The organism is Pseudomonas sp. TE31087, assembly GCF_057284075.1.
In genome coordinates, this window is record NZ_JBXVNN010000001.1 from 5,352,066 (window position 1) to 5,372,435 (window position 20,370).

General features: G+C 63.5%; 27 protein-coding genes. 15 read left to right on the top strand and 12 right to left on the bottom strand.

Annotated features, from left to right (window positions below):
• Positions 1-174: 174 nt before the first annotated feature.
• From ACZ899_RS24185 to ACZ899_RS24205, 5 genes are read left to right on the top strand one after another with little or no spacing between them, the layout of a single operon-like run.
• Entirely contained in the window at positions 175-576 is a 402-nt protein-coding gene (locus ACZ899_RS24185; protein WP_062572905.1) for a hypothetical protein, read from the top strand.
• Positions 569-1,945, top strand: coding sequence for a class II fumarate hydratase (locus tag ACZ899_RS24190; RefSeq protein ID WP_203650814.1), 1,377 nt, complete (start codon positions 569-571; stop codon positions 1,943-1,945). Before ACZ899_RS24185 ends, ACZ899_RS24190 begins: the two co-directional genes overlap by 8 nt.
• A gap of 25 nt (positions 1,946-1,970) precedes the next feature.
• Positions 1,971-2,432 (top strand): hypothetical protein, encoded by a 462-nt coding sequence (locus ACZ899_RS24195; protein WP_234560385.1) that lies wholly within the window; start codon positions 1,971-1,973, stop codon positions 2,430-2,432.
• 1 nt (position 2,433) lies between these two features.
• Positions 2,434-3,051 (top strand): superoxide dismutase, encoded by a 618-nt coding sequence (locus tag ACZ899_RS24200; protein ID WP_203650817.1) that lies wholly within the window; start codon positions 2,434-2,436, stop codon positions 3,049-3,051.
• A gap of 5 nt (positions 3,052-3,056) precedes the next feature.
• Positions 3,057-3,950, top strand: a complete 894-nt coding sequence (locus ACZ899_RS24205; RefSeq protein WP_234560384.1) for a ZIP family metal transporter — start codon at positions 3,057-3,059, stop codon at positions 3,948-3,950.
• A gap of 40 nt (positions 3,951-3,990) precedes the next feature.
• On the opposite strand, the gene ACZ899_RS24210 is transcribed toward ACZ899_RS24205, so the two are convergent.
• From ACZ899_RS24210 to ACZ899_RS24265, 12 genes are all read right to left on the bottom strand, one after another.
• Complete coding sequence (locus ACZ899_RS24210; protein ID WP_050704093.1) at positions 3,991-4,311, bottom strand: helix-turn-helix domain-containing protein; 321 nt, start codon at positions 4,309-4,311, stop codon at positions 3,991-3,993.
• Entirely contained in the window at positions 4,308-4,676 is a 369-nt protein-coding gene (locus ACZ899_RS24215) for a type II toxin-antitoxin system RelE/ParE family toxin (RefSeq protein WP_234560383.1), read from the bottom strand. The genes ACZ899_RS24210 and ACZ899_RS24215 overlap by 4 nt, the downstream gene beginning before the upstream one ends.
• A gap of 98 nt (positions 4,677-4,774) precedes the next feature.
• Entirely contained in the window at positions 4,775-5,047 is a 273-nt protein-coding gene (locus ACZ899_RS24220) for an HPr family phosphocarrier protein (protein WP_050704095.1), read from the bottom strand.
• Positions 5,048-5,067: 20 nt separating this feature from the next.
• The gene (gene rapZ, locus ACZ899_RS24225; protein ID WP_203650823.1) at positions 5,068-5,922 is read right to left on the bottom strand and encodes an RNase adapter RapZ; all 855 of its coding nucleotides are present in this window, start codon (positions 5,920-5,922) and stop codon (positions 5,068-5,070) included.
• A gap of 2 nt (positions 5,923-5,924) precedes the next feature.
• Complete coding sequence (gene ptsN / locus ACZ899_RS24230; protein WP_234560382.1) at positions 5,925-6,389, bottom strand: PTS IIA-like nitrogen regulatory protein PtsN; 465 nt, start codon at positions 6,387-6,389, stop codon at positions 5,925-5,927.
• A 12-nt stretch (positions 6,390-6,401) separates the two neighbouring features.
• On the bottom strand, positions 6,402-6,710 hold the full coding sequence (hpf, locus tag ACZ899_RS24235) for a ribosome hibernation-promoting factor, HPF/YfiA family (protein WP_011532415.1): 309 nt from the start codon (positions 6,708-6,710) through the stop codon (positions 6,402-6,404).
• A gap of 78 nt (positions 6,711-6,788) precedes the next feature.
• Positions 6,789-8,288 carry an RNA polymerase factor sigma-54 gene (locus ACZ899_RS24240; protein WP_203650827.1) on the bottom strand — a complete coding sequence of 500 codons (1,500 nt, stop codon included), beginning with the start codon at positions 8,286-8,288 and terminating at the stop codon, positions 6,789-6,791.
• Between the two features lie 173 nt (positions 8,289-8,461).
• Positions 8,462-9,187 (bottom strand): LPS export ABC transporter ATP-binding protein, encoded by a 726-nt coding sequence (gene lptB, locus ACZ899_RS24245; protein WP_011532417.1) that lies wholly within the window; start codon positions 9,185-9,187, stop codon positions 8,462-8,464.
• Positions 9,188-9,712: a lipopolysaccharide transport periplasmic protein LptA gene (gene lptA / locus ACZ899_RS24250; protein ID WP_203650835.1), complete on the bottom strand. Its 525-nt coding sequence runs from the start codon at positions 9,710-9,712 to the stop codon at positions 9,188-9,190. It lies immediately after the preceding gene.
• Positions 9,699-10,271, bottom strand: coding sequence for an LPS export ABC transporter periplasmic protein LptC (lptC, locus tag ACZ899_RS24255; RefSeq protein WP_203650837.1), 573 nt, complete (start codon positions 10,269-10,271; stop codon positions 9,699-9,701). Before lptC ends, lptA begins: the two co-directional genes overlap by 14 nt.
• Positions 10,272-10,279: 8 nt before the next feature.
• Complete coding sequence (locus ACZ899_RS24260) at positions 10,280-10,804, bottom strand: KdsC family phosphatase (RefSeq protein ID WP_203650839.1); 525 nt, start codon at positions 10,802-10,804, stop codon at positions 10,280-10,282.
• Entirely contained in the window at positions 10,805-11,779 is a 975-nt protein-coding gene (locus ACZ899_RS24265; protein WP_203650841.1) for a KpsF/GutQ family sugar-phosphate isomerase, read from the bottom strand.
• 244 nt (positions 11,780-12,023) lie between these two features.
• Here ACZ899_RS24265 and ACZ899_RS24270 point away from each other — a divergent pair, with 244 nt between their 5' ends.
• The 10 genes from ACZ899_RS24270 to hisC all read left to right on the top strand — a co-directional run bounded on the left by ACZ899_RS24270 (position 12,024) and on the right by hisC (position 19,943).
• Positions 12,024-12,833, top strand: coding sequence for an ATP-binding cassette domain-containing protein (locus ACZ899_RS24270; protein WP_028689661.1), 810 nt, complete (start codon positions 12,024-12,026; stop codon positions 12,831-12,833).
• On the top strand, positions 12,833-13,627 hold the full coding sequence (gene mlaE / locus ACZ899_RS24275) for a lipid asymmetry maintenance ABC transporter permease subunit MlaE (protein WP_110735650.1): 795 nt from the start codon (positions 12,833-12,835) through the stop codon (positions 13,625-13,627). Before ACZ899_RS24270 ends, mlaE begins: the two co-directional genes overlap by 1 nt.
• Positions 13,627-14,112 (top strand): outer membrane lipid asymmetry maintenance protein MlaD, encoded by a 486-nt coding sequence (gene mlaD, locus ACZ899_RS24280; protein ID WP_028689663.1) that lies wholly within the window; start codon positions 13,627-13,629, stop codon positions 14,110-14,112. The genes mlaE and mlaD overlap by 1 nt, the downstream gene beginning before the upstream one ends.
• A gap of 9 nt (positions 14,113-14,121) precedes the next feature.
• Complete coding sequence (locus tag ACZ899_RS24285; RefSeq protein ID WP_234560381.1) at positions 14,122-14,775, top strand: MlaC/ttg2D family ABC transporter substrate-binding protein; 654 nt, start codon at positions 14,122-14,124, stop codon at positions 14,773-14,775.
• Positions 14,772-15,074, top strand: a complete 303-nt coding sequence (locus tag ACZ899_RS24290; protein WP_234560380.1) for an STAS domain-containing protein — start codon at positions 14,772-14,774, stop codon at positions 15,072-15,074. The genes ACZ899_RS24285 and ACZ899_RS24290 overlap by 4 nt, the downstream gene beginning before the upstream one ends.
• A 118-nt stretch (positions 15,075-15,192) precedes the next feature.
• Positions 15,193-15,432, top strand: a complete 240-nt coding sequence (locus ACZ899_RS24295) for a BolA family protein (RefSeq protein WP_028689666.1) — start codon at positions 15,193-15,195, stop codon at positions 15,430-15,432.
• Between the two features lie 23 nt (positions 15,433-15,455).
• Positions 15,456-16,721 (top strand): UDP-N-acetylglucosamine 1-carboxyvinyltransferase, encoded by a 1,266-nt coding sequence (gene murA / locus ACZ899_RS24300; protein WP_050704103.1) that lies wholly within the window; start codon positions 15,456-15,458, stop codon positions 16,719-16,721.
• An 85-nt stretch (positions 16,722-16,806) separates the two neighbouring features.
• The gene (gene hisG, locus ACZ899_RS24305) at positions 16,807-17,442 is read left to right on the top strand and encodes an ATP phosphoribosyltransferase (RefSeq protein ID WP_234560379.1); all 636 of its coding nucleotides are present in this window, start codon (positions 16,807-16,809) and stop codon (positions 17,440-17,442) included.
• 126 nt (positions 17,443-17,568) lie between these two features.
• Entirely contained in the window at positions 17,569-18,891 is a 1,323-nt protein-coding gene (gene hisD / locus ACZ899_RS24310) for a histidinol dehydrogenase (protein WP_234560378.1), read from the top strand.
• A gap of 2 nt (positions 18,892-18,893) precedes the next feature.
• On the top strand, positions 18,894-19,943 hold the full coding sequence (gene hisC / locus ACZ899_RS24315) for a histidinol-phosphate transaminase (protein ID WP_234560377.1): 1,050 nt from the start codon (positions 18,894-18,896) through the stop codon (positions 19,941-19,943).
• Positions 19,944-20,370: the final 427 nt, after the last annotated feature.

A 20,370-nucleotide genomic window follows, 5' to 3' on the forward strand; every position in this document is an offset into this window, starting at 1 on the left:
CTTGCCCCGCGATATTCTTACCTGCAATCGCGAGGCAAGCTCGCTCCCACGCTGCCCTGCTCATGCCTTGCAAAGGACCCGGCCATTCGCGCCGGGTTTCTTTTGCCCATCGTCTAGCTTGAACTGATTCTATTTCTCACATAATAATGAATATCATTATCCAGCAACCCGGCGATGATGTTCATGAAACCCGTCCTCCACGAACTGCCCTACCTGGAAAACTGGCGCTGGCTCAGCCGGCGCATCCGCTGCGCGCTCGAACCCGACGAGCCGCGTCTGATCGAGCATTACCTGGCCGAAGGGCGCTACCTGGTGTGCTGCACCGAAACCTCGCCCTGGACCGTGGCGCTGACCGCCTTCCGCCTGCTGCTGGATACCGCCAACGATCGCATGCTGCCGTGGCATTGGCGCTGCCTGTGCCTGGACCAGGCCTGGCGGCCCTTGCTCGACCTGCGCAACCTTGATCGCCGCGAACAAAACCTGCGCTGGCAGCCCTACGCGATGCAGCTCGCCAACAGCGTGCTGCTGCCGTCGATTTCTCCCGAAGAACTGATGCAAGGACTTGAAGATGAGTGATACCCGTATCGAGCGTGACAGCATGGGCGAACTGCAGGTGCCGGCCCAGGCCCTGTACGGTGCCCAGACCCAGCGCGCGGTCGACAACTTCCCGGTCAGCGGCAAGCCGATGCCGGCCCAGTTCATCCGTGCCCTGCTGCTGGCCAAGGCGGCGGCGGCCAAGGCCAACGTCGAGCTGTCCCAGCTGAGCGCGGGGCAGGGCGAGGCCATCGTCAAGGCGGTCGAGCAACTGCTGTCCGGCGACTTTATCCAGCATTTCCCGGTGGATGTGTTCCAGACCGGTTCCGGCACCAGCTCGAACATGAACGCCAACGAGGTCATCTCCACCCTGGCCAGCCGCGTGCTGGGCGAGCCGGTCAATGCCAACGACCATGTCAACTGTGGCCAGAGCAGCAACGACATCATCCCCACCACCATCCACGTCAGCGCCGCCCTGGCTCTGCACGAGCAGCTGCTGCCGGCCCTGCGTCACCTCACCCAGGTGATCGAGGCCAAGGCGCTCGAAGTGCACAAGCATGTGAAGACCGGCCGCACCCACCTGATGGATGCCATGCCGGTGCGCATGAGCCAGGTGCTCGGTGGCTGGGCCGCGCAGGTCAAGGGCGCCCAGGCGCATATCGAAGCCACCCTGCCGAGCCTGCAGGCGCTGGCCCAGGGCGGTACCGCCGTGGGCACCGGCATCAACGCCCATCCGCAGTTCGCCGCAGGCTTTGCCCGCCAGTTGAGCGGCCTGACCCAGGTCGAATTCACTCCTGGCGAGAACCTGTTCGCCCTGATCGGCTCCCAGGACACCGCCGTGGCCTTGTCCGGGCAGCTCAAGACCGCCGCCGTGGCGCTGATGAAGATCGCCAACGACCTGCGCTGGATGAACTCGGGCCCGCTCGCCGGCCTCGGTGAAATCGAGCTGCAGGGCCTGCAGCCGGGCTCATCGATCATGCCGGGCAAAGTCAATCCGGTGATCCCGGAAGCCACCGCCATGGTCGCCGCCCAGGTGATCGGCAACGATGCCACCATCGCCGTGGCCGGGCAGTCGGGCAACTTCGAGCTCAACGTGATGCTGCCGGTGATTGCCCGCAACCTGCTGGAAAGCATCGAGCTGATGGCCAACGTCAGCCGCCTGCTGGCCGACAAGGCCATCGCCAGCTTCAAGGTCAACGAAACCAAGCTCAAGGAAGCGCTGTCGCGCAACCCGATCCTGGTTACCGCGTTGAACCCGATCATCGGCTACCTCAAGGCCGCCGAGATCGCCAAGACCGCCTACAAAGAGGGCCGCCCGATCATCGACGTGGCGCTGGAGCACTCCGACCTGTCGCGTGATCAGCTCGAGGCGCTGCTGGATCCGGAAAAACTCACCGCCGGCGGCATCTGAGCCCGGGCCGCCCAGGAGACACGTCATGCAGCACTGGAAACGCACCACGCAAGACGCCAACCGCCTGTTCGAGCAGGGCGAGCTGGTCGATGCCCGGGAACACTACCTGCAAGCCCTGGCCCTGGCCCTGGTGCTGTTCGAGCGCTGGCATGACGTCGACGAGGCGGTGGCCGCACTGGTCATCGCCCATCACAACCTGGCCGATCTGCACCTGCGCCTGAACCAGCCGCACGAAAGCGCCGACTACCTCTGCGCGGCACACCAGCGGCTGCTCCAGGCCAGCCAGGATCAGCGCCTGCCCCAGGCCCTGCGCGACGCCGCGTTGCGCCACAGCGGGCGCACCTACACCGAGTTGCTGAGTTTCATCGCCGAATACGGCCAATACCCGCGTACCGAGCGCCTGCTCAGCCGACAGGCCCCGGTGGCCAGCGAGCTGGTCGCGCATACGGATATCACTGATCGCACACCTGCCTACGGAATCCACTGACATGCCGCATACCTTGCCTGCCTTGCCCTATGCCTACGATGCGCTGGAACCGCACATCGACACCCAGACCATGGAGATCCACCACAGCAAGCATCACCAGACCTACATCAACAACCTCAACGCCGCCATCGAGGGCACCGAGTGGGCCGAATGGCCGGTGGAACAACTGGTGGGCGCGGTCAAGCAACTGCCCGAGAAGCTCCAGGGCGCGGTGATCAACCAGGGCGGTGGGCATGCCAACCACACCCTGTTCTGGACCGTCATGTCGCCCAAGGGCGGCGGCCAGCCGGCAGGGCAGGTGGCCAGGGCCATCGACGCGCAGCTTGGCGGCTTCGAGGCGTTCAAGGAGGCCTTTACCAAGGCCGCGCTGACCCGCTTCGGCAGCGGCTGGGCCTGGTTGAGCGTGACCCCGCAGAACACTCTGGTAGTTGAGAGCAGCGGCAACCAGGACAGCCCGCTGATGCACGGCAACACGCCGATCCTCGGTCTGGACGTGTGGGAGCACGCCTACTACCTGAAGTACCAGAACCGTCGTCCGGAATACATTGGCGCCTTCTACAACGTGGTCGACTGGGCCGAAGTGGAACGTCGCTACCTTGAAGCCCTGAAACGAGTCTGACCGGTATGCGCTCCGAGGTGATGTCTGTCAGCAGTGTGCGCCTGTTCCGCCTGGCGCTTGGGACCTTGCTGTTGCTGGTCGGCACCGCGTTGCTGGTGGCGCGGGGCATCGCCTGGCTGGACCTGGAACCGCGCATGTTGCGTGCCCTTGAGGGCGGCGCATTGTGCGCGCTGGGGACGGCGTTGGGCGCGGTACCGGTATTGGTGATCCGCAACATGCCGGTGGCCGTGGCCGATACCTTGCTCGGCTTCGGCGCCGGGGTGATGCTGGCGGCCACCGCGTTCTCGCTGATCATTCCCGGGCTGGATGCGGCCCAATCCATCGGCTTCAGCCCATGGGGCGCCGGTGGGGTGATCAGCAGCGGCCTGCTGTTCGGCGCGCTGTGCCTGTTCCTGGTCGACCTCAAGGTCTCCGGCGCCTCGCCGGAGGCCCTGGTCGGCAGCGATCAGCAACCGGTGATCGCGGCGCGGATCTGGTTGTTCGTCATCGCCATCATCGCCCACAACATCCCCGAAGGCATGGCCATCGGTGTGTCCGCCGGCGGGGGCATGCCCGATGCCGACAGCCTGGCCATGGGCATCGCGCTGCAGGATGTGCCGGAGGGGCTGGTGATCGCGCTGGTGCTGGCCGGGGCCGGCATGCCACGGTTCAAGGCATTCCTGATCGGCGCGGCATCCGGACTGGTCGAGCCGCTGGCCGCGGTGATCTGCGCCTGGCTGGTGAACATCGCCGAACTGCTGTTACCGCTGGGCCTGGCCTGCGCGGCGGGGGCGATGCTGCTGGTGGTGACCCAGGAGATCATTCCCGAATCGCGCAGCAACGGGCATCACCGCCTGGCGAGCCTGGGGCTGTGTGTCGGGTTCTGCCTGATGATGGTGATGGACACGGCGCTGTCGTGAGAGGAGCAGGGGATGGAGTCAGCTTCTCGTTGGGCATTGCTCAGGCGAAGATGACCTCCACCCGCCCTTGGGGACGTGAGCGCGGTGCGGCCTTGACCACGATCTGCACGTCTCGGCCAAGGCGTGCCAGGCAGTCGATCATCTTGCTTTCGCTGATGCCACGGAATTTTCCGCGAATCATTTCTGATACTTTTGGCTGAGGCAGGCCAAGGATTTGCGCGGCTTGCATCTGGGTCAGATGGCGGGCCTTGATGATGCTGCAGATCTTGCTCGCCAGGCGTGCCTTGACCAGCATCTCGTCTGCATCCGGGTAGTTGAGGTCTGCGTAGACATTGCCGCTGCCCTGTTCGATTTCGCTCATGTCTGGATTCCTTCTGAGTGGGCCTGTGCAAGCTTCAATCGCTTGCGCACCAGGGCGATGTCTGTTTCGGGCGTCCTGATGCCCGCTTTGGACTTCTTCTGGAAGCAATGCAAGACATACACCGCAGTGCCAAGGCGTACGGTATAGACTGCGCGATAGGTGTTACCGCCATGGTCCTCCACGACCTCGAGCACGCCAGCGCCTGAAAACCCTCTGAGGACTTTAGCCTGTAGGTGCCTGCTTCCCGTCTGAGCCAGGTGCAGAGCAAAGCCGACGGTTTGCTGGACGTCCTCGGGGAGGCACAGCAGATCCCTTTTGCTGCTTGCGACCCAGTAAAGTGGCTTGGGTTGCCTGTCCGATTCCATGAAATCACCTGCTGAATTTATACCTATATAGGTATAAATTCAATCTGGCGAAGCTGCATCCGGACAATTGGAAGAGGGTGTTGCAGAAGGAAAAAGCGTTACTCGCCTTCGTCGAAGAAGTTGTTGATCAGCTCGACCAGCGCATCCATGGCTTCAGCGTCCTGCTCGCCTTCGGTGTGCAGGTGCACCGGCGTGCCCTTGCCCGCGGCGAGCATCATCACCGCCATGATGCTCTTGCCGTCCACCAGCTTGTCCGGCGCGCGACCGACCCGTACCTGGCAAGGGAAGCGACCGGCCACGCCGACGAACTTGGCGGCCGCCCGCGCATGCAGGCCCAGCTTGTTGATGATGGTGATTTCGCGGGCGGGCATCGTGGGGCGGATCCTGTGGGCTATAGGTCGCGGTGGCGGACCTGGACGTTTTTCAGGGATTGCTGGAGCAGTTGGCCAAGCCGTTCGGTGATGTACACCGAGCGGTGGTGGCCGCCGGTACAGCCGATGGCGATGGTGACATAGGCGCGGTTGCTGGCGGCGAAGCGCGGCAGCCACTTGAGCAGGTAACCGGAGATGTCCTGGAACATTTCCTCGACGTCCGGCTGGGCGGCCAGGTAATCGATCACCGGCTGTTCGAGGCCGGAATGCTCGCGAAGTTCCGGCTTCCAGTATGGATTGGGCAGGCAGCGCACATCGAACACCACATCGGCGTCCACCGGCATGCCGCGCTTGAAGCCGAACGACTCGACCAGGAACGCGGTGCCTGGCTCGGGCTGGTTGAGCAGGCGCAGCTTGATCGAATCGCGCAGCTGGTAGAGGTTCAGATTGGTGGTGTCGATCTTCAGGTCGGCGAGGTCGGCGATCGGCCCGAGCAGCTCGCTTTCCACGCGGATCGCCTCGGCCAGCGAGCGGCTGTCGTTGGTCAGCGGATGGCGGCGACGGGTTTCCGAAAAACGCTTGAGCAGGGTGTCTTCGTCGGCGTCCAGGTACAGCACGTCGCACTGGATATGCCGCGAACGTGCCTCATCCAGCAGTTCGGGGAAGCGCGACAGGTGGCTGGGGAGGTTGCGCGCATCGATGGATACCGCGACCTTCGGTTGCAGCAACTCGGTGTTGATCAGCGCGTTTTCCGCCAACTGCGGCAACAACCCGGCAGGCAGGTTGTCGATGCAGTAGTAGCCGTTGTCTTCCAGCACGTCGAGGGCGGTACTCTTACCGGAGCCGGAGCGGCCGCTGACGATGATCAGGCGCATGTTCAGTGCTCGTTCTGTACGTCCAGGACGACCTGGTAAAGGGCATCGCTGCTGTCGGCGGCACGCAGGCGATCGCGGACCTCCTTGCGATCGAGCATGCTGGCGATCTGGCGCAGCAGTTCAAGGTGGGCATCGGTGGCGGCTTCCGGGACCAGCAGGACGAACAGCAGGTCGACCGGGGCGCCATCGATGGCATCGTAATCGATGGGGGCATCCAGGTGCAGCAGGGCGCTCACTGGCGCGGTGCAGCCTTCGAGCCGGCAATGGGGAATGGCGATGCCATTGCCAAAACCGGTGGAGCCCAGCTTTTCCCGAGCGATGAGCTTGTCGAAGACATCTTGCATCCCCAGCTCGGGTACTTGCTCGGCGATCAGGTTGGCGACCTTTTCCAGGGCGCGCTTCTTGCTGCCGCCCGGCACGTTCACGAGGGAACGGCCGGGGGTCAGGATGGTTTCAAGTCGGATCATGGATGAGGGGGATCAGCGGGCGGCTGCGCCTTGCAGCAGACTTTGCTGTTTTTCCTTGTGTTTTTTCAGTTGGCGATCAAGTTTGTCTGCCAGGGCGTCGATCGCCGCATACATGTCTTGATGTTCGGCGTTGGCGACGACTTCGCCACCGGGAATCTGGAGTGTGGCTTCCACCTTCTGCTGCAGCTTCTCGACCTTCATGATCACCGTCGCATTGGTGATCTTGTCGAAATGACCCTCCACGCGGGCGAGCTTCTCAAGCACGTAATCGCGCAGTGGTTGGGTGACTTCTACATGCTGTCCACTGATGTTGACTTGCATACAGCTTCTCCTTTGTTGCCCGTGCATAAAGAGGCAGGTATTGCACCTGCCACTGAAACGCTGTGGCACATCCCGGGGCTACATCAGTCGCTTGCGCTCGCTCGACGGGGCGATGCCCAACGATTCGCGGTACTTGGCGACGGTGCGACGGGCTACCTGGATGCCTTGTGCCTCCAGTAAACCAGCGATCTTGCTGTCACTCAATGGCTTTTTCTGATTTTCCGCCGCCACCAGTTTCTTGATGATCGCGCGGATCGCCGTGGACGAGCATTCGCCGCCTTCGGCGGTGCTCACGTGGCTGGAGAAAAAGTATTTCAGTTCGTAGATGCCGCGCGGGGTGTGCATGTATTTTTGCGTGGTCACCCGGGAAATGGTCGACTCGTGCATGCCCACCGCCTCGGCGATATCGTGCAGCACCAGTGGCTTCATGGCCTCGTCGCCGTGGTCGAGGAAGCCGCGCTGGTGCTCGACGATCTGCGTCGCCACCTTCATCAGCGTCTCGTTGCGGCTCTGCAGGCTCTTGATGAACCAGCGCGCTTCCTGCAACTGGTTGCGCATGAAGGTGTTGTCGGCGCTGGTGTCGGCGCGGCGGACGAAGCCGGCGTACTGCGGGTTGACCCGCAGGCGCGGTACCGCTTCCTGGTTGAGCTCGACCAGCCAGCGCTCGCTGTCCTTGCGCACGATGACGTCAGGCACGACGTACTCGGGCTCGCTGGACTCGATCTGCGAGCCGGGCCGCGGGTTGAGGGTCTGCACCAGTTCGATGACCTGGCGCAGTTCGTCTTCCTTGAGCTTCATGCGGCGCATCAGCTGGCTGTAGTCGCGGCTGCCGAGCAGGTCGATGAAGTCGGTGACCAGGCGCTGGGCCTCGCTCATCCACGGTGTCGAGGCCGGCAGCTGGCGCAGTTGCAGCAGCAGGCATTCGCCCAGGGAACGGGCGCCAATGCCGGCAGGTTCGAACTGCTGGATGCGGTGCAGCACCGCCTCGACCTCGTCCAGCTCGATGTCGAGTTCCGGATCGAAGCCTGCGCAGATCTCCTCGAGGGTGTCTTCCAGGTAGCCCTGGCTGTTGATGCTGTCGATCAGGGTGACGGCGATCAGGCGGTCGGTGTCGGACATCGGCGCCAGGTTGAGCTGCCACAGCAGGTGGCTCTGCAGACTCTCGCCGACCGAGGTGCGGGTGGTGAAGTCCCACTCGTCGTCATCGTTGCTCGGCAGGCTGCTGGCGCTGGTCTGGTAGATGTCTTCCCAGGCGGTGTCGACCGGCAGTTCGTTGGGGATGCGCTCGGCCCATTCGCCGTCTTCGAGGTTTTCCGCGGTGCTGCTGGTACTGGTTTCCTGGAAACTGTTGTCCTGGACTTCGGCGGTCGGCTTGTTCTCGGCGTTGTCCGCCATCGGATCGCTGTTGTCGAAGTCCTCGCCGTCTTCCTGACGTTCGAGCATCGGATTGGACTCCAGCGCTTCCTGGATTTCCTGCTGGAGGTCCAGGGTGGAGAGCTGAAGCAGACGGATGGCCTGTTGCAACTGCGGGGTCATCGTCAGTTGCTGGCCCATTTTTAGGACGAGCGATGGTTTCATGGCTGGGGCTTGATACCTTGTTGCCGGCGCGCATGCGCCATCCACTACACGGAGGGCGCCTGGGCGCCGATTTTAAGCAAGTTGTATGCCTGAAATTGCAGCGTTTGCCTAGAGCACTGTAACAACTTAAGCCTCGAACAGGCGCTTGCGCCAGTGCTCCGGGCAGGCCGGGGTCAGAGTCGGAACTCGTGCCCCAGGTACACTTCCTTGACCAGCTGGTTGGCCAGGATGGTCTCGGCGTCGCCTTCGGCGATCAGCTGGCCATCGTTGACGATGTAGGCGGTCTCGCAGATGTCCAGGGTCTCGCGAACGTTGTGGTCGGTGATCAGTACGCCGATGCCCTTGTTCTTGAGGTGGTGGATGATCTGCTTGATGTCGCCCACGGAGATCGGGTCGACACCGGCAAAGGGTTCGTCCAGCAGGATGAACTTGGGCGCGGTGGCCAGGGCGCGGGCGATCTCGACGCGGCGGCGTTCACCGCCGGAGAGGCTCATGCCGAGGTTGTCGCGGATGTGGCTGATGTGGAATTCCTGCAGCAGGCTTTCCAGCTCCTTGCGCCGGCCGTCGCGGTCGAGGTCCTTGCGGGTCTCGAGGATGGCCATGATGTTGTCGGCCACCGACAGCTTGCGGAAGATCGAGGCTTCCTGCGGCAGGTAGCCGATACCGGCCTGGGCGCGGCCGTGCATGGGCTGGTGGCTGACGTCGAGGCTGTCGATCAGCACGCGACCCTGGTCGGCCTGGACCAGGCCGACGATCATGTAGAAACAGGTGGTCTTGCCGGCGCCGTTGGGGCCGAGCAGGCCGACGATCTGGCCGCTGTCGATGGACAGGCTGACGTCGCGAACGACCTGCCTGCCCTTGTAGCTCTTGGCCAGGTGCTGGGCTTTGAGGGTTGCCATTTACTCGGCCTTTTTCTTCGGTTGAATGACCATGTCGATGCGCTGACGTGGTGCAGTCACGTTGCCACCGCGACCGGCGGTAGCCACCTGGGTCTTGGTGTTGTAGACGATCTTCTCGCCTTCGGTGGTGTTGCCTTCGTTCTCGACCTTGGCGCGGTCGGTAAGGATCACCGTGTCTTTCTGCGCCTGGTATTGGATGGTCACGGCCCAGCCTTTCATCTTGTCGGGCTTGGCGGCGCTCTGCTGCTGCTCGAAGTAGGCCAGGTTGCCCACCGAGGTGACCACGTCGATGTCGCCGGAGGCGGAGCGGGTCATGGTCACGGTGTTGCCTTTGATCATCATCGAACCTTGGGTGATGATCACGTCGCCGGTGTAGGTGGCAACGCCCTGCTTGTCGTCCAGGTGGGCGTTGTCCGCCTGGATGCGGATCGGCTGGTCACGGTCGTTCGGCAGGGCGAAGGCGCTCGCGCTTCCCAGTGCTACGCCCAGGCTGAGCAGAAGGGGGATGGTTTTAACGAGCCTCATACTGTCCTCTTACGTTAGAGAGCAGGTCCATCCTGCCTTCTTTCAAATACGCTTTCATTCCTTTGCCCGTAGTCGTGCCACCGGCGCCGTCGATTCTAACGGCTTGCTCGGTCTGCGCATATTGCTTCTGCGGGAACACGGTCATGCGTGTGCTGGTGATGATGGTTTCACGTTGCTTGTCGTCGGTGCGCGCCACGCGCACATCGTCGATCAGTTCGACCTCGGTGCCGTCCGGGTTGACCTCGGCGCGCTTGCTCTGCACGTGCCAGGGGTACTCGGTGCCGCGGTACATGTGCAGGTCGGGCGTGGTTACCAGGGTGACCTCGCTGGCCTTGAGGTGCTCGACCTTGGCGGCGGTCATCTCGTACTGCAGCTTGCCGTCGGGCAAGAACTGCAGGCTGTGGGCGTTGATCGCGTAGTAGTCGATGGCACTCTGGTCGACCTGAGCCTGCGGCTGGTCGAGGAAGGTCTCCGGGCTGATGTTCCAATAGCCTACCGCAACCAGCACGGCGGCGATCCCGCCTAGCAGCGCGACATTTCTGATCTTCTTGCTGAGCATGGGCAGCCTTACAGGTAATGGGCGTTGGCAGCGTCCAGGGTGCCCTGGGCCTGCATGATCAGTTCGCAGAACTCGCGGGCGGCGCCTTCGCCGCCGCGAGCCAGGGTGACGCCGTGGGCGTGCTGGCGAACGAATGCCGCGGCGTTGTGCACCGCCATGCCCAGGCCCACGCGGCGGATCACCGGCAGGTCGGGCAGGTCGTCGCCGAGGTAGGCGACCTGTTCATAGCTTAGATTGAGTTCGGCGAGCAGGCCGTCGAGCACCACCAGTTTGTCCTCGCGGCCCTGGAACAGGTGCGGGATGCCGAGGTTCTTCGCCCGGCGCTCGACCACCGGGGTCTTGCGCCCGCTGATGATCGCGGTGGTCACGCCCGCGGCCATGAGCATCTTGATGCCGTGGCCGTCGAGGGTGTTGAAGGTCTTGAACTCGCTGCCGTCCTCGAGGAAATACAGGCGGCCGTCGGTGAGCACGCCGTCGACGTCGAACACCGCCAGCTTGATGGCCTTGGCGCGTTGCATCAGGTCCTGGTTCATTTACATCACTCCGGCGCGCAGCAGGTCGTGCATGTTCAGGGCGCCGGTCGGGCGGTCTTCCTGATCGACCACCACCAGCGCGCTGATCTTGTGGTCTTCCATGATCTTCAGTGCCTCGGCGGCGAGCATCTCGGCGCGGGCGGTCTTGCCGTGCACGGTCATGACCTCGTCGATGAGGGTCTTGTGCACGTCGATGTTGCGGTCCAGGCTGCGGCGCAGGTCGCCGTCGGTGAATACGCCGGCAAGCTTGCCGTCGTCACCCAGGACCACGGTCATGCCCAGACCTTTGCGAGACATTTCAAGCAGCGCGTCCTTGAGCAGGGTGCCGCTCTTGACCACCGGGAGTTCTTCGCCGGCATGCATGACGTTCTCGACCTTCAGCAACAGGCGGCGGCCCAGTGCGCCACCGGGGTGGGAGAAGGCGAAATCCTCGGCGGTGAAGCCGCGGGCCTCCAGCAGGGCGATGGCCAGGGCGTCGCCCAGCGCCAGCGCCGCAGTGGTGGAGGAGGTCGGCGCCAGGTTGAGCGGACAGGCTTCCTGGGCGACGCTGGCGTCGAGGTTGACCTCGGCGGCCTGGGCCAGGGGCGAGTCGGGGTTGCCGGTCAGGCTGATCAGCTGGATGCCCAGGCGCTTGATCAGTGGCAGCAGGGTGACGATCTCGGCGGTGCTGCCGGAGTTGGACAGGGCAAGAATGACATCGTCCCGGGTGATCATGCCCATGTCGCCATGGCTGGCTTCGGCCGGGTGCACGAAGAACGCCGGAGTGCCGGTGCTGGCCAGGGTGGCGGCGATCTTGTTGCCGATGTGCCCCGACTTGCCCATGCCCACCACCACGACCCGTCCCTTGCTGGCCAGGATCAGTTCGCAGGCCTTGACGAAGTCACCGTCGATGCGGGCCAGCAGGGCTTCCACGGCCTCGAGTTCGAGGCGCAGGGTGCGCTGGGCGGATTGGATCAGCTCGCTGGATTGGGTCATGTCGAAACGCAATGCCTGATGAAAAGGCGGCGATTATAGCCGCAATGTGTGAAAGGCTCATCCTTCGAATGTCATATGGATGCCGCGCCAGCCTGTCTGTGCCCTGAACGAGTGCGGGGACGCCCTTGGGGCGGGCCTATCAGCGGTGCTATAGTTCGCCGCTATTCGGCCCGCCGGGGACCTGTGTGCCTTCAAGATGAAGGCAGGCGTCCACATGACGAGGCTGCACTAGCAAGGAGTCTAGATGAGTGTGGATAGCGCCTACGCGGTCGAGTTGAAGGGTGTCACCTTCAAGCGCGGTTCGCGCAGCATTTTCAGCAACGTGGACATACGCATTCCCCGCGGCAAGGTCACCGGCATCATGGGGCCTTCGGGGTGCGGCAAGACCACCTTGCTGCGCCTGATGGGCGCGCAGTTGCGCCCGTCCGGTGGCGAGGTCTGGGTCAACGGGCAGAACCTGCCCGCGTTGTCGCGCAGCGACCTGTTCGACGCGCGCAAGCAGATGGGCGTGCTGTTCCAGAGCGGCGCGCTGTTCACCGACCTGGATGTGTTCGAGAACGTGGCCTTCCCGCTGCGGGTGCATACGCAGCTGTCGGACGAGATGATCCGTGACATCGTGCTGATGAAGCTGCAGGCCGTGGGCCTGCGCGGCGCCATCGACCTGATGCCCGACGAGCTGTCCGGCGGCATGAAGCGTCGCGTGGCGCTGGCTCGGGCGATCGCCCTCGACCCGCAGATCCTCATGTACGACGAACCGTTCGTCGGCCAGGACCCGATCGCCATGGGCGTGCTGGTGCGCCTGATCCGCCTGCTCAACGATGCCCTGGGCATCACCAGCATCGTGGTGTCCCACGATCTCGCGGAAACCGCGAGCATCGCCGACTACATCTATGTGGTCGGCGACGGCCAGGTGCTGGGGCAGGGCACGCCGGACGAACTGATGGGCTCGGACAATCCGCGCATCCGCCAGTTCATGAAAGGCGACCCGGACGGCCCGGTACCCTTCCACTTCCCTGCGCCTGACTACCGCGCCGATCTGCTGGGGACGCGTTGATGCGCAGAAAATCCTTACTCGAACGTATCCGTCTGTTCGGCCGTTCGGCCATCGATGTGCTGGCCGTACTGGGACGCTCGTGCCTGTTCCTCGGCCATTCGCTGGGCGGGCGCAGCGGCATTGGTGGCTTCCAGCTGCTGGTCAAGCAACTGTATTCGGTGGGCGTGCTGTCGCTGGCGATCATCGTCGTGTCCGGCGTGTTCATCGGCATGGTGCTGGCCCTGCAGGGCTACAGCATCCTCGCCAGGTACGGCTCGGAGCAGGCCGTGGGGCAGATGGTCGCCCTGACCCTGCTGCGCGAGCTGGGGCCGGTGGTCACCGGCTTGCTGTTCGCCGGCCGCGCGGGCTCCGCGCTGACCGCCGAGATCGGCAACATGAAGTCCACCGAGCAACTGTCGAGCCTGGAGATGATCGGCGTCGATCCGCTCAAGTACATCGTCGCCCCGCGCCTGTGGGCCGGCTTCATCTCGCTGCCGCTACTGGCGTTGATCTTCAGCGTGGTCGGCATCTGGGGCGGCTCGTGGGTCGCCGTGGACTGGCTGGGCGTCTATGAGGGTTCGTTCTGGGCCAACATGCAGAACAGCGTTTCGTTCAGCGACGACGTGATCAACGGGCTGATCAAGAGCCTGGTGTTCGCCTTCGTCGTCACCTGGATCGCCGTATTCCAGGGGTACGACTGTGAGCCCACTTCAGAAGGGATCAGCCGTGCCACCACCAAGACCGTGGTCTATGCCTCGTTGGCAGTCCTGGGTCTGGACTTTATTCTGACCGCCTTGATGTTTGGAGATTTCTGATGCAAAACCGCACCCTGGAAATCGGTGTCGGCCTGTTCCTCCTGGCCGGGATCCTGGCGCTGCTGCTGCTGGCCCTGCGTGTCAGCGGGCTGTCGGCCAGCCCGAGCAGCGACACGTACAAAGTTTATGCGTACTTCGACAATATCGCCGGTTTGACGGTCAGAGCTAAAGTGACCATGGCCGGTGTGACCATCGGCAAGGTCACGGCCATCGATCTGGACCGTGATTCCTACACCGGTCGGGTCACGCTGCAGCTGGACAAGCATGTCGACAACCTGCCGACCGACTCCACTGCCTCGATCCTGACCGCAGGCCTGCTGGGCGAGAAGTACATCGGCATCAGCGTGGGCGGCGAGGACGCGGTACTCAAGGACGGCAGCACCATCCACGACACCCAGTCGGCGCTGGTGCTGGAAGACCTGATCGGCAAGTTCCTGCTCAACTCGGTGGGCAAGGAACCGAAAGAAGCGCAACCGGCTAATTAAGGAGTTTCCATGATTTCGATCCTGCGACGTGGCCTGCTGGTTCTGCTGGCGGCCTTCCCCCTGCTGGCCCTGGCGGCGCCGGGGCAATCCGCCCGTGATGTGATCCAGGGCACCACCACGCAGCTGCTCAGCGACCTGAAGGCCAACAAGGAGCAGTACAAGGCCAACCCCGAGGCGTTCTACAACGCGCTCAACAGCAATCTCGGCCCGGTGGTCGATGCCGATGGCATCTCCAAGAGCATCATGACCGTCAAGTACTCGCGCAAGGCGACGCCCGAGCAGATGCAGCGCTTCCAGGAGAACTTCAAGCGCAGCCTGATGCAGTTCTACGGCAACGCCCTGCTGGAGTACAACAACCAGGGCATCACCGTAGACCCGGCCAAGGCCGAGGACGGCGACCGCACCAGCGTCGGCATGAAGATCACCGGCACCAACGGCGCGGTCTATCCGGTGCAGTACACCATGCAGAAGCTCGATGGCGAGTGGAAGGTGCGTAACGTCATCGTCAATGGCATCAACATCGGCAAGCTGTTCCGCGACCAGTTCCAGGACGCCATGCAGCGCAACGGCAACAACCTGGACAAGACCATCGACGGCTGGGCTGGCGAAGTGGCCAAGGCCAAGGCGACCGCCGATACTTCGCCGGATAAGGAAGTCAAATGAGCGACGCCGCCGTGAGCATGGCCGAGCCGGGCGTCCTCGCCCTGGCCGGCGTGCTGGACTACCGCAGCGGTCCGGCCCTGCGCAAACAGGGCCAGGCGTTGGTCGCGGCGTGCCGCGAGCAGCGCCTGGTGCTCGACTGCACCGCGGTGGTGAAGTCGAGCAGTGTCGGCCTGTCGTTGTTGCTGGGCTTCATGCGCGATGCCCAGGCGGCCGGCAAGACCTGGGAACTGCGCGGTATACCCGAGGATATGCGGGAAATCGCCGGGGTCTATGACCTCGATGAAGTGCTGGCAGGCTGATGCCCTGCCGTTCGGGAAAGGCCCCTCGGTCAGCGCGCCTTGTCATGGGCTTCGCAGGCGAGGGGCTTTTTTGTATGATGGCCGACCCGCGCGCGTTGGGCGCCGATCGAGGTTGAGCATGCAGGCCGTAGAAGTCAAAAGCTTTCTGGAAGAGAAATTGCCGGGAACCCGGGTCGAAGTTGAAGGCGAAGGCTGCAACTTCCAGTTGAACGTGATCAGCGACGAGCTGGCCGGCCAGAGCCCGGTCAAGCGTCAGCAGGCGATCTATGCTCACCTCAATCCGTGGATCGCCAACGGCAGCATTCACGCGGTAACCATGAAATTCTTCAGCAGCGCAGCCTGGGCTGAGCGCACCTGAGCCAACTTGGCGGCGAGATACGTATGGACAAACTGATTATTACTGGCGGCGCGCGCCTTGACGGCGAGATCCGCATTTCCGGCGCGAAGAACTCGGCACTGCCGATTCTCTCGGCCACCCTGCTGTGCGATGGTCCGGTCACGGTCGGCAACCTGCCGCACCTGCACGACATCACCACCATGATCGAGCTGTTCGGTCGCATGGGCATCGAGCCGGTGATCGACGAGAAGCTCTCGGTGGAAATCGATCCACGCACCATCAAGACCCTGGTCGCTCCCTACGAGCTGGTCAAGACCATGCGCGCCTCGATCCTGGTCCTCGGCCCGATGGTCGCCCGTTTCGGTGAGGCCGAAGTGGCCCTGCCGGGCGGTTGCGCCATCGGTTCGCGTCCGGTCGACCTGCACATCCGCGGCCTGGAGGCCATGGGTGCGAAAATCGATGTCGAAGGCGGCTACATCAAGGCCAAGGCGCCCGAAGGCGGCCTGCGCGGCGCGCACTTCTTCTTCGACACCGTCAGCGTTACCGGCACCGAGAACATCATGATGGCCGCCGCCCTGGCCAAGGGCCGCAGCGTGCTGCAGAACGCCGCCCGCGAGCCGGAGGTGGTCGACCTGGCCAACTTCCTGATCGCCATGGGCGCGAAGATCCAGGGCGCCGGTACCGACACCATCACCATCGATGGCGTCGAGCGTCTGCAGCCGACCACCTATCGCGTCATGCCCGACCGTATCGAGACCGGCACCTACCTGGTCGCCGCTGCCGTGACCGGTGGCCGCGTCAAGGTCAAGGACACCGATCCGACCATCCTCGAAGCCGTCCTCGAGAAGCTCAAGGAAGCCGGCGCCGACATCACCACCGGTGAAGACTGGATCGAGCTGGACATGCACGGCAAGCGTCCGAAGGCCGTGAACCTGCGTACCGCCCCGTACCCGGCGTTCCCGACCGACATGCAGGCGCAGTTCATCTCGCTCAACGCCATCGCCGAAGGCACGGGCGCAGTGATCGAGACCATCTTCGAAAACCGCTTCATGCACGTTTACGAGATGCACCGCATGGGCGCGCAGATCCAGGTCGAGGGCAACACCGCCATCGTCACTGGCGTCAAGGCGCTCAAAGGTGCTCCGGTAATGGCCACCGATCTGCGCGCTTCCGCCAGCCTGGTGCTGTCGGCGCTGGTCGCCGAAGGTGACACCCTGATCGATCGCATCTACCACATTGACCGTGGCTACGAGTGCATCGAGGAAAAACTGCAGATGCTGGGCGCGAAGATCCGTCGCGTACCGGGCTAGTCTGCATGGCGCAGGGACGCGCCCCGAATTTTATGCAGCCGGGCTGTGCCCGGCTGGCTATAGCTGCTTAAGGACCGACGTTCCAATGTTGACCATCGCGCTATCCAAGGGCCGCATTCTCGACGATACCCTGCCGTTGCTGGCCGAAGCCGGTATCGTGCCGACCGAGAATCCGGACAAGAGCCGCAAGCTGATCATCCCGACCACCCAGGATGATGTCCGCCTGCTCATCGTGCGTGCCACCGACGTGCCGACCTATGTCGAGCATGGCGCCGCCGACCTCGGTGTGGCCGGCAAGGACGTGCTGATGGAATACGGCAGCCAGGGCCTGTACGAGCCCCTGGACCTGCAGATCGCCCAGTGCAAGCTGATGACCGCCGGCGTAACCGGCGCGCCCGAGCCCAAGGGCCGCCTGCGCGTGGCCACCAAGTTCGTCAACGTAGCCAAGCGCTATTACGCCGAACAGGGTCGTCAGGTCGACATCATCAAGCTGTACGGTTCCATGGAGCTGGCCCCGCTGATCAACCTCGCCGACAAGATCATCGACGTGGTCGACACCGGCAACACCCTGCGCGCCAACGGCCTCGAACCCCAGGAACTGATCGCCACGATCAGCTCGCGCCTGGTGGTCAACAAGGCCTCCATGAAAATGCAGCACGCCCGTATCCAGAGCCTGATCGACACCCTGCGCAACGCCGTCGAATCGCGACACCGCGGCTGACCTCTGCGCGCGACCTCCGCTGTCGCGCCCGTCTATCCGCGTCATAGCCAATTTTCTCAGGTGCCCGCGCGGATGGAGTGGTAGCTTTAGGGCGCCTGAACATCCGCTAATAACGAGGCCCTCGCCATGACCGTGTCCACTGCAATTGCCCGTCTCAACGCCGCTGACCAGGATTTCGCCCGACATCTGGATCATCTGCTGAGCTGGGAAAGCGTGTCCGATGACGCGGTCAACCAGCGCGTGCTCGACATCATCAAGGCTGTGCGCGAGCGTGGCGATGCGGCGCTGGTGGAGTTCACCCAACGCTTCGACGGTGTCGATGCCACATCGATCCATGATCTGATCCTGGATCGCGCGCGCCTGGAACTGGCCCTGACCCGCATCACCCCTGTGCAGCGCGAGGCCCTGGAAAAAGCCGCCAACCGTGTGCGCATCTACCACGAACGGCAGAAACAGGACTCCTGGCAGTACACCGAGGCCGACGGCACCGTGCTTGGCCAGAAGGTCACCCCGCTGGACCGCGCCGGCCTGTACGTGCCGGGCGGCAAGGCATCGTACCCGTCGTCGGTGCTGATGAACGCGATTCCGGCCAAGGTGGCTGGTGTGGCCGAGGTGGTAATGGTCGTGCCGACCCCGCGTGGCGAGGTCAACGAGCTGGTGCTGGCCGCGGCCTGCATCGCCGGGGTCGACCGGGTATTCACCGTCGGTGGCGCCCAGGCGGTCGCGGCCCTGGCCTATGGCACCGAAAGCGTGCCGCAGGTGGACAAGATCGTCGGCCCGGGCAACATCTACGTGGCCACCGCCAAGCGTCATGTATTCGGCCAGGTCGGTATCGACATGATTGCCGGCCCTTCTGAGATCCTGGTGGTGTGCGACGGCCAGACCGATCCGGACTGGATCGCCATGGACCTGTTCTCCCAGGCCGAGCACGACGAAGACGCCCAGGCCATCCTGGTCAGTCCGGACGCCGAGTTCCTCGATCGCGTGGCCGCCAGCATCGACAAGCTGCTGCCGACCATGGAGCGTGCCGAGATCATCGAGAAGTCGATCAACGGCCGTGGCGCGCTGATCCAGGTGCGTGACATGCAGCAGGCCATCGAGGTGGCCAACCGCATCGCTCCCGAGCACCTGGAACTGTCGGTGGCCGACCCGCAGGCCTGGTTGCCGCAGATCCGCCACGCCGGCGCGATCTTCATGGGCCGTCACACCAGCGAGGCGCTGGGCGACTACTGCGCCGGCCCTAACCACGTGCTGCCGACTTCCGGCACCGCGCGCTTCTCTTCGCCCTTGGGCGTATATGACTTCCAGAAGCGTTCGTCGATCATCTTCTGCTCCGAGCAGGGCGCGTCCGAGCTGGGTCACACCGCTTCCGTGCTGGCCCGGGGCGAATCGCTGACCGCCCACGCGCGCAGCGCCGAATACCGCATCCTCAACGAGAAGGGGAACTGAGCATGAGTCGATTCTGGAGTCCCTTCGTCAAGGACCTGGTGCCTTACGTGCCGGGCGAGCAGCCCAAGCTGGCGCGGCTGGTCAAGCTGAATACCAACGAGAACCCCTATGGCCCGTCGCCCAAGGCGCTGGAGGCCATGCGTGGCGAGCTCAACGACAACCTGCGCCTGTATCCGGACCCGAACGGTGACCGGCTCAAGCAGGCGGTGGCCGAGTATTACGGCGTGACGCCGGCGCAGGTGTTCGTCGGCAACGGCTCGGACGAGGTGCTGGCGCACATCTTCCACGGCCTGTTCCAGCATGACCGTGCGCCGCTGCTGTTCCCGGACGTGAGCTACAGCTTCTACCCGGTGTATTGCGGCCTGTACGGTATCGCGTTCGAGCAGGTGGCGCTGGATGAGCAGTTCCAGATCCGGGTTTCGGACTACAGCAAGCCCAATGCCGGGGTCATCTTCCCCAACCCCAATGCGCCGACCGGTTGCCTGTTGCCGCTTGAGGCGGTCGAGCAACTGCTGCAGGCCAACCGGGATTCGGTGGTGGTGGTTGACGAGGCCTACATTGATTTCGGTGGCGAGACGGCCATCAGCCTGGTTGATCGCTATGACAACCTGCTGGTGACCCAGACCTTGTCCAAGTCGCGTTCGCTGGCCGGGCTTCGGGTTGGGTTGGCGGTTGGTCATCCTGATCTGATCGAGGCGTTGGAGCGGATCAAGAACAGCTTCAACTCGTATCCGTTGGATCGCATGGCGATTGTCGGGGCGGCGGCGGCGTTCGAGGACCGTGCGTATTTCGATGAGACCTGTCGCAAGGTTATCGACAGCCGAGAGGTGCTGGTTGCCGAATTGGTGGCGCGTGGGTTCGAGGTGTTGCCTTCGGCGGCGAACTTCATCTTTGCCCGGCATCCCGGGGAGGATGCTGCGGGGATCGCGGCGCGGCTTCGGGAGCAGGGGGTGATTGTTCGGCACTTCAAGCAGGAGCGGATTGCGCAGTTCCTGCGGATTACCGTTGGGACGCCGGAGATGAACCAGGCTTTGCTTGATGCTTTGAATTGATTTTAGAGGTTTGGCTGGGGGCGGATTGGAAGTGGTTGTTCTGACTTCTGATTTGCCCCTTGTTGTTGTTGTTGTTGTTGTTGTTGTTGTTGTTGTTGGGTGGTTTTGGAAGTTTTATGCGTATTCATTTGTGATGTCGACGCTTATTCACCTTTCCGCCCTTACGGCGGGTTACTTTGGTCTTGGCCAAAGTAACCAAAGCCGCTGCGCTCCATTCATCCGGCCCTACGCTTCGCTCCGGGTTCCCTCACTCCGGCCTTGCTCCCGGGAGGACCGCGCTGCAGGGCCCATCCTGGGCCCCAGCGCTTGACGGGCATCCATGCCCGTCACCTCCCTCCGCAAGTCCTGCGTTCGGCCTCCTGAAGTCGCGCAAGTTACGGGCGGCGCCTGGGGTGGCGCAGCTGTCGCTAGTTGAAAGTTTAATTAA